Origin of the sequence: Thiomonas bhubaneswarensis, from assembly GCF_001418255.1 — a bacterium.
GTDB lineage: Bacteria > Pseudomonadota > Gammaproteobacteria > Burkholderiales > Burkholderiaceae_C > Thiomonas > Thiomonas bhubaneswarensis.
This window is the reverse complement of sequence record NZ_LIPV01000009.1, coordinates 76,734-92,268: the sequence shown is the minus strand read 5'-3', so window position 1 is coordinate 92,268 and position 15,535 is coordinate 76,734. Positions and strand designations below refer to the sequence as shown.

At 67.0% G+C, this 15,535-nt stretch carries 9 protein-coding genes; 5 read left to right on the top strand and 4 right to left on the bottom strand.

What is annotated here, in order from left to right; all coding sequences use genetic code 11:
* Nucleotides 1-2 precede the first annotated feature (2 nt).
* Together ASC45_RS12330 and ASC45_RS12325 are read right to left on the bottom strand one after the other, a co-directional pair.
* A complete protein-coding gene (locus ASC45_RS12330) occupies nt 3-4,187 on the bottom strand; it encodes a translocation/assembly module TamB domain-containing protein (RefSeq protein WP_055451339.1) in 4,185 nt (1,394 codons plus the stop codon).
* A complete protein-coding gene (locus ASC45_RS12325) occupies nt 4,187-6,046 on the bottom strand; it encodes an autotransporter assembly complex protein TamA (RefSeq protein ID WP_245610055.1) in 1,860 nt (619 codons plus the stop codon). Before ASC45_RS12325 ends, ASC45_RS12330 begins: the two co-directional genes overlap by 1 nt.
* Nucleotides 6,047-6,311: 265 nt before the next feature.
* Between ASC45_RS12325 and ASC45_RS12320 the strand changes: the two genes are divergently transcribed.
* Genes ASC45_RS12320 through ASC45_RS12310 form a run of 3 tightly spaced genes read left to right on the top strand, consistent with a single transcriptional unit; the run spans nt 6,312 to nt 10,869 of the window.
* Nucleotides 6,312-7,082 (top strand): response regulator transcription factor, encoded by a 771-nt coding sequence (locus ASC45_RS12320; protein ID WP_055451338.1) that lies wholly within the window; start codon nt 6,312-6,314, stop codon nt 7,080-7,082.
* 31 nt (nt 7,083-7,113) lie between these two features.
* Nucleotides 7,114-8,847: a FecR family protein gene (locus tag ASC45_RS12315; RefSeq protein ID WP_055451337.1), complete on the top strand. Its 1,734-nt coding sequence runs from the start codon at nt 7,114-7,116 to the stop codon at nt 8,845-8,847.
* A gap of 12 nt (nt 8,848-8,859) precedes the next feature.
* Entirely contained in the window at nt 8,860-10,869 is a 2,010-nt protein-coding gene (locus ASC45_RS12310) for a CHASE2 domain-containing protein (RefSeq protein WP_082454394.1), read from the top strand.
* A gap of 48 nt (nt 10,870-10,917) precedes the next feature.
* Here ASC45_RS12310 and mscL read toward each other — a convergent pair whose 3' ends face one another.
* Together mscL and ASC45_RS12300 are read right to left on the bottom strand one after the other, a co-directional pair.
* On the bottom strand, nt 10,918-11,340 hold the full coding sequence (gene mscL, locus ASC45_RS12305) for a large conductance mechanosensitive channel protein MscL (RefSeq protein WP_055451336.1): 423 nt from the start codon (nt 11,338-11,340) through the stop codon (nt 10,918-10,920).
* 131 nt (nt 11,341-11,471) lie between these two features.
* Nucleotides 11,472-12,002 (bottom strand): CZB domain-containing protein, encoded by a 531-nt coding sequence (locus ASC45_RS12300; RefSeq protein ID WP_245610054.1) that lies wholly within the window; start codon nt 12,000-12,002, stop codon nt 11,472-11,474.
* Between the two features lie 516 nt (nt 12,003-12,518).
* Between ASC45_RS12300 and ASC45_RS12295 the strand changes: the two genes are divergently transcribed.
* Together ASC45_RS12295 and ASC45_RS12290 are read left to right on the top strand one after the other, a co-directional pair.
* Nucleotides 12,519-13,490: a sulfurtransferase gene (locus tag ASC45_RS12295; protein ID WP_055451334.1), complete on the top strand. Its 972-nt coding sequence runs from the start codon at nt 12,519-12,521 to the stop codon at nt 13,488-13,490.
* A 328-nt stretch (nt 13,491-13,818) separates the two neighbouring features.
* Nucleotides 13,819-15,480: an MFS transporter gene (locus ASC45_RS12290; RefSeq protein ID WP_055451333.1), complete on the top strand. Its 1,662-nt coding sequence runs from the start codon at nt 13,819-13,821 to the stop codon at nt 15,478-15,480.
* The last annotated feature ends 55 nt before the right edge of the window (nt 15,481-15,535 follow it).

Here is a 15,535-nt window from a genome sequence, read left to right as displayed (position 1 = left end):
CTTCAGCGGAACTCGAAGGTATAGAACAGGTCGAGCGCGTTCTCGGTGCCGGTCTGCGCCTGGATGGAGAGGCGCCGGGTGAGCTGGTACTGGATGTTGAAAAGGTTGGACACGCCGTCGAGCCCGCGCGAAAAGGTCACCAGGGTGTTGGACGACAGACGCTTGCTCAGCGTCACCACCGTGCCGGACAGTCCTCCCGTGCCGGTCGCCGTTGTACCGTTGGTGCCGGTGGTGCTGTTGGCGCTTTGCACGCTGATGCTGTCCAGCCCCACGGCATGCGCCAGCCGGGTTTGCAGCGGCTGGCCGTTGCTGGGGCCGAGCAGGGCTGCGGCGGCGGTCTGCAGCAGGCCGATGTCGGAGGCGCCGACCTGGCTCAGCGGCTGACCCAGCACCAGCCAGGACAGGATTTCGGTGTCGGGCATGGTCGGCGTCGAGGTGAGTTTGACCACGGGTTGGCGCGCGCTGCCGCCGATGTTCACGCCGACTTCGATGCCCGTGGGCAGGTTGGGCCGGGTCGCGGTGATGTTCAGCCCCGGGTTGTCCACCGGCCCGGCGAAGTTGACGCGCCCCGTCGTGACCTGCAGTTGCTGGCCGTAGGCGGTGTATTCGCCCTTGACGACATCGATGCTGCCTGTGGCCGTGGGGGTGGCGCCGTCTTCGGCGCGTACGCGCACGCTTCCAGCCAGCATCGCGTCCAGCCCCTGGCCGTAGATGTGGAAGTTCGAGCCGAGGTTGAAGGTGCCGTCGAACCGCACCGCATGCGGCATGGCGGCGGCGGGTTTGGTCTCTGGCGGCGTTCTGCCTTCGATCACCACGTCGCTGCTCAACGTGGGACCGCTGGCGCGCGGCAGGGCGATGTCGGCACGGTCGGCGGTGAGGTCGGTGGTGAGCGCGAGCACCTTGTCGGCGAGGCGGGCCTGTGCGGTGCCGCTGAGCACGAGCTGTCGATCAGGGCGGCTGAGCAGTTGCAGCCTGTCGGCCTTGAGGTCGAGGGTGGCGCGGGGCAGGCCATTCTGCAGCCGGGCGTCGCCGGTGGCCGTGAGCTGTCCCTTGCCGCCCTGGAGCTGCAACTGGTCGAGCGCCAGCCTGTCGCCGGTGAAGTGGGCGCGCAGCACGCCGTTCTTCAGATCGAGACCCTGCGCGGGCCAGGCCAGCTGCAGTGCCCGCCCTTCGAGCGAGCCGCTGAACTGCGGCGCGGCCAGCGTGCCGTGGCCTTGCACCGCCAGTTGCAGCCGACCTTCGGCGCGGTAGTCGTGGCCGATCAGCGGTGCGGCCCAGGCCAGGCTGGGCATGTCGGCACCGGCGTCGAGTTGCAGCGGCGTGTCGGCGGCGATGCCCCAGAGATTGCCGCGTCGGCTGAGCTGCACCTGACCGCTGGCCTGGACGGTGCCGATGCCGGTCTGCAGCACACCCTGCGCCTGCAGGCGATTGTTGCGCGCGGTGAGATCGAGCACGAGCTGGCCGATGTCCAGCGGCATGAAGCCGCCGCGCGTCGCGGCCTGACCGAAGGTGGCGTCGCAGGTCGGGCCGAAGGTCACGGTGCCCGCGCGCTGGGCGGGCGGTGCGGCGACCTGAAGGGCGATGTCGCCGCTGTCGCGTTGCAGGTGCACATGGCCTTCGACGCTCGTGCCCGCGTCGATGTTCCAGTCGCCCGAGAGCACGAGGGTGTTGCGCACCCGCGCCGGAGCGATGCCCGCAAGCCGCAGCAGATCGGCGGTCTGGACGGCTTTCATGCGGCCCTCGGTGCGCAGCAGGCCCGGTGCCCATTGCAGATTGTTCAGGTCGATGCGCCCCGCCTCAAGCTGCAGCGCCGCATGCTGGAGCTGCAGACGCAGCGGCGTAAACGCCAGATCGAGCGCGGCCGGGGCCTGGAGCTTGAGGGCCAGCGGCCCGCCGTTGTCGAGGGCGGTGATCTGGCCGCGCCAGCCTTGTTGCTCACCCAGCCAGCCGCCCTGCGCGCGCAGATGCAGATCGAGCGGCAGCGGCTGTTGCGCCGACGCGCTAGCGCCTGTCGCGGACGCACCCTCTGCACCGCCCAGGGGAAGCTGGCCCTGAGCGTTCAGCGCGATGCTGTGCTGGGCGCGGGTGCCCGTGACTTCGAGCGAAGCGGTGTTCAGCGTGGTGTCTCGCTGCGCCTTGCCCAGCCCGGCCAGCCGCAGTTGCTGCAGGCGCATCCTCAGGTCGAGCTGGCCCTTCAGGCCTGCCGTGGTCTGGGCCTGGGTCTGCAGGCTGTGAAGCTGCACCGTCTGCCCGCCCTGATGCCAGTTGAGGCCATCGAGATCGACCTCAAGCGTCCCCGCGAGGCGGTCGAGCAAGGTGGCGAGGGTGGCCGTGGTGCCGGGACGCGCCTGCCCCGTGCTGAAGGTACTGCGGGCGCTCAGGCGCTGCAGCGCCAGCGCCTTGCCCCAGCGCAGGCCGGTGGCCTGCAGCGAGACCTTGCCTGCGGGCGCCTGCACGCCGCCGCGAAGCTGGCCCTCGGCCTGGGCATTGCCTTGCAGCGAGGGGTCGATCTGCGCGAGTTGCGGCGCGTTCAACGTCCATTGCAGCACATCAAGGGGCCGACCGAAGGCGCCCTTGGCCTGAAGCTGGTTGGCGCCCAGCGCCAGCACGGCGTCGACGTCCCAGAGGCGCTGTGCGTCGAGCGCCAGGCGGGCGTGGCCAGTGAAGGTGTGACCGCGCCAGACGCTGGGCTCGAGTTGCAGCGCGAGCCTGGCCTGGCGCGGGTCCAGGGTGCCGCGGGCGGTGACATCGGCGCTGAGCTCGGCTTGCGGGTAGGCGCCGAAGCGGGACGGGTCGAAGCGGCGCAGGCTGGCGCGCAGATCGAAGGGCTGAGCGCCGCTTGTGGTCAGGCTGCCGCTGGCCTCGAGCTGGCCGCCGGGCGCCGCCAGCCGCAGGCGCTGCACTTGCACGGTGTCGCCTTGGCGCTGCGCCTGCAGGCGCACGTCCCAGCCCGGCTGGGCGAGGGCGATCTGCGCGCTTTGCTGCTGCGCCGATGCGGCTATCGTCACCGGGCCGGACAGGCGGGTGGTGGTCAGTTTGCCGTCGAGTGCGCGGGCGTCGAGCTGGTCGACCTGCAGCCGGGCTTGCAGGGTGGGCCGGGTCCAGGTCAGCGTGCCGCGGATGCGTCCGCCGGGGCCGAGGTCGATGTGCAGGTCGCGCGCGGTGGCCTCATCGCCGTCACCCGCCAGCGTGGCGCTGAGGCTGCGCAGCGGCAGGCGGCGCTGATCGATAGTCCCGGGCAGTGCGTTGCGCACCTGCAGCCTGCCCGCCAGGTGCTGCGCGCTCGAAGGCCCGAGGTCGAATTGCACGTCGAGCGCGGCGCGGGGCAGTCCAGCACTAAAGGCCGCCGGATCGAGCGCCTGGGCGGTGAGGCGGGCGCTGCGCAGCGGCGTGGCGTCGAAGGGCGTGAGGCTGGCTTGCAGGCTGGCGTGGGCCGCGTCCATCTGCAGCGTGCCCGTCAGATCGAGGTCGCGCAGCGTGCCCTGAGCGCGCAGATCAGCGGCGTTGCCTGCGGCGGCATGCCCTCTCGGGCCGATGTGCGTGGCCTTGAGCGTGGCCTGCAGCGGGTAGGGGGCGGCATCGGCCAACTGCGCCTGCAAGGTCGCCCGAGCCCAGGGGGTGTCGGCCTTGATGCGGGCGCGGTAGCTGCCCTGACCATAGTGCAGCTCGCCGCTGAAATGGCCATAGGGCCGCAGCGCGCCGGGCGGGCCGATGCTGAACGCACCGAGGTCGAAGTGGTCGAGGTCGATGCGCAGCGGCAGTCGCAGGCTGGCGGGCAGTTGCGGCGGGCTTGCTGCCGGGCCGGTGTGGGTCTGGGTGATGTCGATCTGCCTGGCGCTCAGACTTTGGATGTGCAGGGTGCGTTGCCAGAGCGCGGCGGGCGCCCATGTCAGCTGCGCCTGATCCAGAGTCGTGGTGACATCGGCGGTGACGATCTGCAATTGCCCGATGCGCAAAGAGCCCCACAGACTGCCCTGCACGTCCTTGAGGGTGATCTGGGTGGTGCCGAGGCGCAGCGGGGAGCGCGCGGCCAGCCATTGCAGACCGCTGGCGCTGCCCAGCCAGAAGACCGCAGCCGCGGCGCCGAGCACGACGGCGCCCGCTGCGGCCAGCGTCCATGCAGCCAAGCGCAGACCGCGCCGGGGCCGGGCCGGAGGGTGGGTAGTGGGCGTCGAATCGTCGGCCATCAGAACGACAACCCCGCGGTGAAGTTCAGGCGGTATTGATGCACCGCCTGCCCGTAGGCCAGGTCGACTGCGATCAGCCCGACCGGGCTGCGCCAGCGCACGCCCGCGCCATAGCCGCGCACGGGCTTGAGCGCGCCCCAGGTGTCGGCGGCGTTGCCCAGGTCGTAGAACACGGCGCCGCCCCATTGGCGGGTGAACCAGTGATCGAACTCGGCGCTGGCGGTGAACAGATAACGTCCGCCGACGATGGCGTCGCCCTGCACCAGCCCGAGGCTTTGATAGGCATAGCCGCGCACCGAGTTGGCGCCGCCGGCGCGGAACAGGAAGTTCTGCGGAATGCCGTTGGCGCCGTTGGCCAGCACGGCACCGGCCTCGGCGCGGAAGACCAGTTGATTGCTGCGGTCGATGGGCAGATAGCCCAGCCCGCGCGCGTAGAGCCGCACGAAATTCGCGCTCGACAGCAGCGCCTTGCTCGCGCCGCCGAGCTGCAGATTGATCACGCTGCCACGACTGGGATAGAGCACGCTGTTGACGTCGGTTCGCGTCCAGCTGTAGTTGAGGCTCAGCGCATGCACCTCGCTCGAAGCCGCGCCCGCGGGCTCCAGGCTCTCGGCCTGATACTGCAGCGCCAGCGCGGTGGCGATGCGGCCACGGGTGCGCTCGCGCTGCGCGCCGACGCTGGAGTTTCGCGTGACCAGACCCGAGATGTCGGTGCGGTCCTGCAACAGCGAGACACTGTCGTCGTAGCCGTCGGCAGTTCGCGGAAAGGCCAGCTTGAGGCTGCCGCTCTGTTCGCGCGTCTGCAGCTTGATGTCGCTCGACAGCCGCCAGGCGCGCCCGAGGAAGTTGAGATCCTGCCAGCCCATTTGCACGCGTTCGCCGGTGTCGCTGCTCACGCCCACGCCGAAACTGAGCTTCTGCGCGGGGTTTTCCGTCAGCCGTACGTCCACCGGCACTGCGTCGCCCTCGGCCTGGTGCAGGTCGGCGTCGACCAAGGCGTTGCGGTAATAAGGGCTGTTCTGCAGCGCCGCCTGATAGTCGAGCAGGGCGCTTTGCGAATAGGGCTCGCCCGGCCGCATCGGCGCCAGACGTTCGGCAATGCTGACCGGATAGCGTTGCTGCCCGCTGAAGTGCAGACCGCCGAACACATAAGCCGGGCCGGTCTGCAGCCGCACCAGCAGGCGCGCCTCGTGCGTTTGCGGATCGACGGTGGCCCGGCTTTCGGCGAGCCGCGCCGCAGGCCAGCGTCCCGACAGCAGGCTTGAGAGTGCCTTCGACTTGGCAGCTTCCCAGTCGGCATCGCGGAACACTTCGCCTGGCTTGAGCGCCCAGAAACGGCTCAGCCGCGCGCTCAAGGCGGCGTCGGGTTTGCCGTCGGGACCGTCCACGAGCAGATCGACCGATTGCACCTGCGTGGGGCTGCCCGTCTCGACCGACAGCACCACCTCGATGGGGCCGGATTCAGGGCAATCGACCCGCACTTTGATCTGCGGCGAGAAATAGCCCTGGGTTTCAAGCAGTCTCTGCACCTGGGCGGGGGCGTCATCGGCCAGCCGCTGCACTTGGGCGCGTTGCAGGTCGGGAAAGTCGCGCCAACGCAACAGATCAAGATTGTTAGATAAAAGAGGCTGCAAGTCCTTCGGCACGTCCAGCCTGACTTCATACAACGGAGGCTCTACCTTGGGCTTGACAGCAGGCTGGGCGGCTGGCGTTAGGGCCTCCGGTTCCGCCGCTGCCGCGTCCAGCGGCCAGGTCAATCCTGCCGTCGCGCAGAAAAGACTCGCCAGCGCCAGCCGCTGCAGCCTCTTTCGCGCAGCGTTTGCGGTGAGTGAGAACTGATCGGTTGGTCTGCGGGGCATGTCGGCATTATTCATGCCCGTTTGATGTATCGTTGATGTCGGGACGTGTCGATGTCAGTGCCAAGCGACGATCATGCAGCGCTTGCGCCCGATCGAATTTGAGCGAAGACTTTGTAAACGCCCCATGACATTTCTTGCTTGTAACAGTCGTAGGTGTGAACAATTTGCTTGTTTATTGCCAAATGGGTGCGTCTGTTGGCATTTGATTTCATAACGACGATTCGATGTCTGACCCACCGCTTCGGCCCTATCTCTGCCTCGTCGCATGACATTTTTCAGCTCCACCGTTCCCCCCGTCTCCGCTTTGCGGATTGCCTATCTGGAAGATGACCTGCTCGTGGCCCAGGAAGTGATGGGCTGGCTGAAAGAGGCCGGGTATGCGGTTCAGCACTTCAGCGACGGGCAGGATTTTGCCCGCTTCGTCGAGCGCGGCGGGGCGGATGCCTGCCTGCTCGACTGGATGTTGCCCGGCATGAGCGGGCCGGATGTGCTGTGTCGCCTGCGCCTGCAGCTTGGCGCGAACGTGCCGCCGGTGATCTTTCTCACCGGGCGCAACCTCGAAACCGATGTGGTGCAGGCGCTGGAATCCGGCGCCGACGACTATCTGGTCAAGCCCCTGTCGCGCCCGGTGTTGCTGGCGCGGTTGCAGGCCGTATTGCGGCGATCGGGCTCGGCTCTGCCCGCCGCCCGGCTGCGGCTGGGCGAGATCGAGGCCGACTGCGCCCGGCGGCAGATCTTCGTTCAGGGCCAGCGGGTGGACCTGACCGACCGTGAAACCGATCTGGCGCTGTACTTCCTGCAGAACGTCAACCGCCTGCTGACCCGCGACTTTCTCATCCAGACCATCTGGGGCCTGCGCCCCGAGGTCGAGACTCGCACCATCGACGTGCATGTCAGCGCCCTGCGGCGCAAGCTGCGGCTTCAGCCCGAGTCGGGCTGGCGTCTGGTGTCGGTCTATGGCCGCGGCTACCGGCTGGAACGCGCCCGCAGCGCCGACGAAGGCCCGCTGACCGTCCCGCCCGAACTCGACGACTGACCTGGTCGCGGGCGACAATGGGGCCAGTGCCATGACCGCCCCGATAGAACCCGATGCGATTTCGAGACCGATGCCCTCGCGCCGTCTGGCGAAAGCCTTGAGCCTTCTTCTGCTGGCGCTTTCGCCCGCACTGGCTCGGGCGCAGATGCCGACACCGGCAGCGACGACCTCAGCCCTCTTCGCGGCCTCGGCCGATGCTCAGGAGCCGGTATGGCGATACACCGTGCGGCCCGGCGACAACCTGATCGGTCTGGGTCGGAAGTATCTGCGTGACCCGGCGCAGTGGCCGCTGATCCAGCGCGACAACGGCATCGCCCACGACCGCCGGATTCCGCCAGGCACGGTGCTGCGCATACCCGCCAATCTGTTGCGCCAGCAGCCGTCGTCGGCGCGGTTAGCTCAGGTGTTCGGCAAGGTGCTCTGGCGTGCTCAGGCGCAGGGTGTCTGGCAGGTGGCCGAGGCCGGGCAGATGCTCGCGGCCGGATCGCAGGTGCAGGCGCCCGAGGGGAGCAACGCCGTGATTGAACTGGCCAATGGCACCCGTCTGACCTTGCAACCGGGCAGCGAGCTCGCGCTCGATACCCTCAGTCTCTACGCTGACGGGCTGATGGCCGACACCCGGCTGCGGCTGCAGCAAGGCCAGGTGGAGATTCGCGACAACCCGCGCCAGCTGCCGAATCAGAACCTGCGCATCCTCACTCCATCGGCGCAGGCCGTGGTGCGGGGCACCGAGTTCCGCGTCGCGGCGGACGCCCGCATCACCCGCGAAGAAACCCTGGGTGGCGCCGTCGCCCTGCAGGCGGCTGGTACCCAGGTAAGGGTCGATGCCGGGCAGGGCTCGCTGGCGCGGCAGGGTCAGCCGCCCCTGCCGCCGGTACCGCTGCTGGCCGCGCCCGATGTCTCGGGCCTGCCGAGCTTGTTCGAGCAGCTCCCGCTGCGCTTCACCCTGCCCGCGCAGACTGGCGCGGTGGCCTGGTTCGGGCAGGTCTCGCCCGAGGGCGACGCGGCGCAGATCCTGGTGCAGAAAACCAGCAAGGGCGATGCGCTCAACATCGCCGACCTGCCCAATGGCCGCTATGTCTTGACGGTGCGTGCGGTCGATACCAACGGCCTGCAGGGCCTGGACGCGAAGCATGCGTTCACCGTTTTCGCGCGGCCCTTCTTCCCCATGCTGACGGCCCCCGCCGCTGACGGTACCGTGCGCGTGGCGCGGCCCGCGCTGCGTTGGTCGCAGGTCGTGGAGGTGACGCGAACCCATCTTCAGATCGCAGCAGGTGCCGATTTCGCCAAGCCGTTGTTCGATGTCGTCGTCGAGGGCGATAGCTGGACGCCTCCGGCCGACCTGCCCCCGAGCGAGCTGCGCTGGCGCGCGGCCAGCCTCGATGCCGAGGGCCGTCAAGGGCCGTGGGGCCTGGCGCAGACCTTCCGCTACCTGCCTGGCCCGGGCCCTGCCGATCTGTCGAAGGCCGCCATGCGCTTCGACCGCGACCATCTGCTGCTCGATCTGCCCCCCGCGCCCGCCGGACAACATTACGCCCTGACCCTCTCCGATCACGCCAGTCTGCAACCGGCGCTGGCGCAGGCGCAGACCTCGGGAGGCGCGATCTCGCTGCCCCGACCGGCTTCGGGCAAGCGCTATCTGGGCGCGCATTTGGTGGACGACAGCGACGGCACGCAGGGGCCGCCCGTGGTGCAGGTCATCGACGTGCCGCCGCGCTATCCCTACCTCTGGCTGCTTCTGATTCCGCTTTTGCCGGCGCTCTGAGGCACGGGCCTCGTGGGAACCACTCCGAGTCTGCACGAGAAGGCCGCGGCCCAAAGGGGGCCGACCAAGGCCTCTCGACCTGGCGAGCCGCCGTGGCAGCCCTGGAAAGACGTCGTTCTCGTCGCAGTCTTGCTGCTGATTCTGGCGCTCGGCCTGAGTGTGGGCGGGTGGCTGCAGCGCATCGACCATGCGGTGTTCGATCTGGGACAGCGCTTGCAGCCGGTGACAACGCCGCAGGGCGTGGTCATCGTCGCCATCGATCAGCAAAGCCTCGATCGCATCGGCGCCTGGCCCTGGCCTCGCGCCTCCGACGCCCGACTGGTCGAGGCCGTGTGTCATGCCGGGGCCGCGGCGGTCGGCCTTGACGTCGCCTTCACCGAGACGGGGGACGATTCGGCAGGCAATGCCGCGCTGGCGCAGGCTTTGAGGCGATGTGGCCGCGTGGCCCTGCCCGTGGTGATCGACAGCCTGCGCAGCGGCGGGCAGTATGTCGAAGCTCTGCCGATTCCGGCGCTGGCCACCGCCGCGGCGGGCCTGGGCCGCGTGGGCGTGCGCCTGGACAGCGATGGGGTAGCGCGCAGCGTCGATCTCTGGGAAGGCGTGGGAGCCCCGGTCTGGCCGCTGATGGCGCAGACCCTGCTCGGCCTCGCCCACGAGCCCGTGCGCGGCACCGTGCCGCGCCCTGCGCAGTCCAGCCTGCCGCCTCGCCAGCCCTACGCACTGGTCGGCGCCGACAGGCGATTGTTGCGTTTTGTCGGGCCGAGCGGCACGGTGCCGCGGTTGTCGGCCAGCGCGGTGCTCGACGGGGCCATTCCTCATGGCGCCTTGCGGGGCAAGGTGGTGCTGATCGGCGCGACCGCCGCGGGTCTGGGCGATTTTCTCGCCACGCCCGTCACCGCGCAGGGCGCGCCCATGCCCGGCGTCGAGGTTCTGGCCAACACCCTGCTCGCCCTGCGCGACGGCACTCTGATCCGTCCCGTTGCGCCGGGCTGGCGCCTGCTGCTCACCGCCCTGCTCGCGCTCGCCCCGCTGCTCTGGCTGCCTCGGCTGATGCCGCTGACGGGCCTGCTGGCAAGCGTTGCCTGGATCGTGACGCTGGTCGCGGCTTCAGCCGCATTACCGCTGCTGTCGGGCTGGTGGTTCGCGCCGCAAGGGGCCTTGATCGCCGCGCTGTCGTCCTATCCGCTGTGGGGCTGGCGAAGGCTGGAAGCGGCGCGACGCCATCTGGATGGGGAACTGCGCCAGTTGCGTCAAGCCGGTCGTGATTCGGGCGCGGACGACGCGGAGCAGGCGCGACGTCGGTTGAGCTTCGAGGGGCGCATTCTGGAGGTGCAGTCGGCGCAGCGCCGTCTGCGCAATCTGCAGGCCCGACGAGATGATGCGCTGGCCTTCATCAGCCACGACGTGCGCGCGCCCCTGGCCGGGGCGGTGCAGCAATTGCAGTCCGGCACGCTCGACGAGGCAGGGCGCTTACGGCTGCTGGGGCAGTTGCGGCGCGCCCACGATCTGGCCCAGGGCTTTCTCAATCTCTCGCGGGCGCAGTCGATCGAAGTCTCAGAGCTGGTCGAACTCGACCTCGGCGCCGTGCTGCACCAGGCGGCTGACTTCGCCTACGACGAGGCCTTGGCCCAGGGTGTGCGCTTCGAGCGTTCCTTGCCCGACGAGCCCATCTGGGTGCGCGGCGACTTCGACGCGCTGGAGCGGCTGGTCACCAATCTGCTGCGCAATGCCGTGCAGCACAGCCCCGCCCAGGCCGTGGTCACCATCGGCGCGGCGCTCACGCCGCGGGCGGTGCGTTTCTGGGTTCGCGATCAGGGGCCGGGATTGAGCGAGGCGCAGGTAGAGCGCCTCTTTCAGCGCTTCAGCCGTGGCGGCGATGAAGCCGGCTCGCACTCCGGCAGTACCGGCCTGGGTCTCTACTACGTGCGTCTGGTGGCGGAGAAACACGGCGGCACCGCCGGGGTGCAGTCCACGCCAGGGCAAGGCGCCACCTTCTGGGTGGAGCTGCCCCGGATCGAGTGAATCAAACCAGGGGTGACCTAAGAGCCTGTCGGGCTTGGGGGCTTACTCTTACTTCTTCAGCGCGTCGCGGATTTCGCGCAGCAGCAGGGTGTCTTCCGGCGTCGGGGCGGGCGGCGCAGGCGGCTCAGCGTGCTTGAGCTTGGAGATCATGCGCACCATCATGAAAATGATGAAGGCCAGAATGAGGAAGTTCACCGACACGGTGATGAAGCTGCCGTACGCCAGCACCGGTACGCCGGCTTTTTTCACCGCCGCCAGGGTCATCTCGGTGCCCTCGGGTACCTTGCCCAGCACCAGGAACAGGTTGGAGAAGTCCAGCTTGCCAATCAGCGCGCCAACGATGGGCATGATGATGTCGTTCACGAGGGATTCGACGATCTTGCCGAACGCGCCACCGATGATCACGGCAACGGCCAGATCGACGACGTTGCCTTTCATGGCGAAGGCTTTGAAATCTTGCATCAGCGACATACGGTGCTCCTTGGTAGGGGTGGGGAGGTGCGCGAATACCGCACACGCGTCCTGGATTTTGCGGGAAAACTTGGCAAATCCCTACGGCGTTCCTGCCTTGCCGACAGATTTTTTACATTCCTCGGGCTTCCTCAGTTTGGCTGAACGCTAGCGTAGAACCTCACCAGTTCGAGTTGAACCTGGTCTGAAAGGGCGCTGAACGCGCCACGCAGCATCTTTTCGGCCTCGTCGCGTTGGCCGTTGCTGCTGTAAAGCAGTACTTTGCCTGCGGTCAGATGAAACTCGGCGTGGATTTTGCGCAGGCGCGCGTACTGGGGCAATCTGCCGTAGCGCTGTCTGGCATGGCCATGCAGCCATTGGCCGAGCGCGCACAGATCGTCGGATGCAACCTGAGAGATATCCGCGTCATCCTGTCGGCCTTCGAGCACGATGCCCTTGAGCCGCTTCTTCCAGGCGAGGTGGCCCTGCACCGCCTGGCCGAGATAGAGGCCTTCAAACAGATCCTCGTGCGGATCGATGTCCGGGGCGAGGTGGGTATCGGTGGCGGGGAAAAGGCCGGCGTCATGCCGTCGCAGCCAGGCGAGCAGTCCCATGGTGTTTCCTTGTTTTGTCGGGGGTGGACCGATTGAACGTGGCGCTGAACGAAGCTTCGAACTGCGCATGACGGTACTTTAAAAATCAGGTGAGCGCGGGCGCGAGGATTGTGCGGGTCGCTTTACGCTCGCCTCGGCAAAAGCGTGAATTGCTTCACGCCCTGCAAAACCGGGCAGGGCTGCGTGTCTTGGAAACGCCAGGTCACAGTTGATACATACTGGCCCTAGTTTCCACCCTTTCATCTGCATAAAGTGCAGCCATCCAAGTTTTGCTCCTCGTTGCCGTGAAGCTTGGCCAGGCGTGATTCGGTTGTACCGCCGGATGACGCCGCCCCGTTGAGCAGGGAGCGCGCCGTGGTTTCCCCAAGGCCGGGGCGCAGATCACAACAAGACTGAGTGTGGAGACTTTTCGCAGCGCGCGCCGCTGCACTGCGCGTACCGCGCATCACCCGCCGAATGCGTACCGCCGCACAGCTCAGTGCCGTGCGGCGGACGATGCAGCGCCCTGCGACCCGAAGGGCAGCAGAGCCGAACCTATCGCTGATCGTTGAAATCGGCGAATGTCCCAACCTTGTGAGGAGCCAAATGAAACTTGCCAAAACCCTGATCGCAGCAGCCATCGGACTGGGTGCTGCCCATGCTGCCTTCGCCGCCAACGTGCCCGGCCCGCTGGTCACGCCGCAGTGGCTCAAGGCGCACCTGAATGAAGTCACCGTCGTGACCATCGGCGACAACCCCGCCAAGATGTTCACTTCCCAGCCCCAGATGGGCAAGAACAACGCTGTGATGAAAGTCGGCGGGCATGTGCCGGGTTCGATCATGGTGGACTTCGGCGATATCCGCCAGACGCGCGTGGAAGATGGCGTCAAGCTCAAGGCCCTGATGCCCACGGCGGACTTTTTCACCGCCGCCATGGACAAGGCCGGACTCAACGCCGGCAAGCCCATTGTCATCGTGCCCGAGGGTGAGGGCCTGGCGCCGATGGACATGGGCACCCGGCTGTATTTCCAGTTGCGCTATTTCGGCGAACCCGCCGACCAGGTGGCAATTCTCAATGGCGGCACGGCAGCCTGGCTCAACGCCGGCTACAAGGTGAGCACCGCGCCGGCGCCGAAGGCGGCGGGCGACTGGAAGGCCACGGGTGAGGACAACGCGATCCTGGCTACCATCGATCAGGTCAAGGCTGGTCTGAAAAGCGGCTCCGAGCAGTTCATCGACGCGCGTCCGACCCAGCAATATCTCGGCATATTCAAGAAGGGCATCGACAAGTCGGCCGGTCATCTGCCTGGCGCCAAATCCTTCCCGACCGACGCCATCGTCCAGACCAAGGACGGGGTGACCCGTTTCATGACGGCCGCCGACTACAAGCACATCTTCGGCGTGTACAACATCATGGACAATGCGCCCACCACCACCTACTGCAACACTGGCCACCTGGCGTCGGGTGCGTGGTTCGTGGTGCACGAGATCATGGGCAACAAGAACAGCAAGCTGTACGCCAACTCGATGAACGAGTGGACCAACCTGGGCAATCCGACCGTGGGTCTTCCCGGCTGAGCGGTTCTCCTGGAAAAAACCGGCCTGCGGGCCGGTTTTTTTGTGCTCCGCGTTGGCGGGAAGTTGGGTTTGTGCAATGCAACAATCATCCATCTTCCGAGGCTTTGGGCCTCCGATCATGTTGCAAAGCAGCAGGGAGACAGAATTGCTGCGATGCAGCTAAGTGATTTCCCTCAATTTTGATCGGCGTCGTTGTCAGCGCGCGGTCAGTTACCGTGAAAACAATCCGTCATCCTCGTGACGTGCGGTAACAATTCACCGCGGCGAGGCTGATGCGTAGCGTTGCGGGGCAGCGCCACGCCCATGTCCACACACAGGAGACTTGAGCATGGCTTCCATCACGATGGGCGCAGCGGCGCGCCCCATGTCGTCCGGCGAGAAAAAGGTGATCTTCGCCTCCTCGCTCGGCACGGTATTCGAGTGGTACGACTTCTATTTGTACGGTTCGCTGGCGGCCATCATCGCCAAGCAGTTCTTCGCCGGGCTCGACGCCGGTTCGGCCTTCATCTTCGCGCTGCTGGCCTTCGCGGCCGGCTTCATCGTGCGTCCGTTCGGCGCCCTGGTGTTCGGCCGCCTGGGCGACATGATCGGGCGCAAGTACACCTTTCTGGTCACCATCCTGATCATGGGGATGTCGACCTTCATCGTCGGCGTGCTGCCCAACTACGCGGCCATCGGTGCGGCCGCGCCGGTGATTCTCATCGTGCTGCGGTTGCTGCAAGGTCTGGCGCTGGGCGGGGAGTATGGCGGCGCGGCCACCTACGTGGCCGAGCATGCGCCCCATGGCAAGCGCGGCGCTTACACTGCCTGGATCCAGACCACCGCGACACTGGGCCTGTTCCTGTCGCTGCTGGTGATTCTGGGCACGCGCACCCTGCTGGGTGAAGAGGTGTTCAACGCCTGGGGCTGGCGCGTGCCTTTCCTCGTGTCCATCCTGCTGCTGGGCATCTCGGTGTGGATTCGCTTGAAGCTCAACGAGTCTCCGGCCTTCGTCAAGATGAAGGCCGAGGGCAAGTCGTCCAAGGCGCCGTTGACCGAAGCCTTCGCCCGCTGGGGCAACCTGAAGTACGTCATCCTGGCGCTGCTCGGCCTGGTCGCCGGTCAGGCGGTGGTCTGGTACACGGGCCAGTTCTACGCCCTGTTCTTCCTGACGCAGACGCTCAAGGTCGATGCCGTCACGGCCAACCTGCTCATCGCAGCCGCTTTGCTGATCGGCACGCCCTTTTTCATCGTGTTCGGTGCGCTTTCCGACAAGATCGGCCGCAAGCCCATCATCCTGGCGGGCTGCCTGATCGCGGCGCTGACCTACTTCCCGCTGTTCAAGGCGCTGACGCATTACGCCAACCCGGCGCTGTATCAGGCGGTGCAGAACTCGCCGGTGACGCTCACGGCCGACCCGTCACAGTGCACCTTCCAGTTCAACCCCACCGGCACGGCAAAGTTCACCTCGTCGTGCGACATCGCCAAGCAGATGCTGGCGGCCAACTCGGCCAACTATGAGACCAAGAACGGCGCCGGACCGGCCGTGATCCAGATCGGCGACAAGACCATCACCGTGGTCGGCGCTAAGGATCTTCCGCCCGACGAGTTCAAGGCCAAGGAAGCCGCGCTGAAGAAAGAAATCGGCGCCGCGCTCAAGGCTGCGGGCTACCCGGCCAAGGCCGATCCGGCGCAGATGAACACGCTCATGGTGGTAGCCATCCTGGCACTGCTGGTGATCTTCGTCACCATGGTGTACGGCCCCATCGCCGCCGCGCTGGTGGAGCTGTTCCCCACCCGCATCCGCTACACCTCGATGAGCCTGCCCTATCACATCGGCAATGGCTGGTTCGGCGGACTGCTGCCCACCATCTCCTTTGCCCTGGTGGCGCAGAACGGCAACATCTACTACGGCCTGTGGTATCCGGTCATCGTGGCTGCGGGCACCTTCATCATCGGCCTGCTCTTCCTGCCTGAAACCAAAGACCGCGACATCTACGCGGCAGACTGAGGCTGCGGGGCTCGGGGCGCATGGTGTCCCTGGTCAGGTCGATACGCAACGACAA

Bases quoted from the DNA above. Each gene is read 5' to 3' on its own strand.
- ASC45_RS12330 (WP_055451339.1), bottom strand. From the start codon at position 4,187: ATGGCCGACGATTCGACGCCCACTACCCACCCTCCGGCCCGGCCCCGG.
- ASC45_RS12325 (WP_245610055.1), bottom strand. From the start codon at position 6,046: ATGCCCCGCAGACCAACCGATCAGTTCTCACTCACCGCAAACGCTGCG.
- ASC45_RS12320 (WP_055451338.1), top strand. From the start codon at position 6,312: ATGACATTTTTCAGCTCCACCGTTCCCCCCGTCTCCGCTTTGCGGATT.
- ASC45_RS12315 (WP_055451337.1), top strand. From the start codon at position 7,114: ATGACCGCCCCGATAGAACCCGATGCGATTTCGAGACCGATGCCCTCG.
- mscL (WP_055451336.1), bottom strand. From the start codon at position 11,340: ATGTCGCTGATGCAAGATTTCAAAGCCTTCGCCATGAAAGGCAACGTC.
- ASC45_RS12300 (WP_245610054.1), bottom strand. From the start codon at position 12,002: ATGCGCAGTTCGAAGCTTCGTTCAGCGCCACGTTCAATCGGTCCACCC.
- ASC45_RS12295 (WP_055451334.1), top strand. From the start codon at position 12,519: ATGAAACTTGCCAAAACCCTGATCGCAGCAGCCATCGGACTGGGTGCT.
- ASC45_RS12290 (WP_055451333.1), top strand. From the start codon at position 13,819: ATGGCTTCCATCACGATGGGCGCAGCGGCGCGCCCCATGTCGTCCGGC.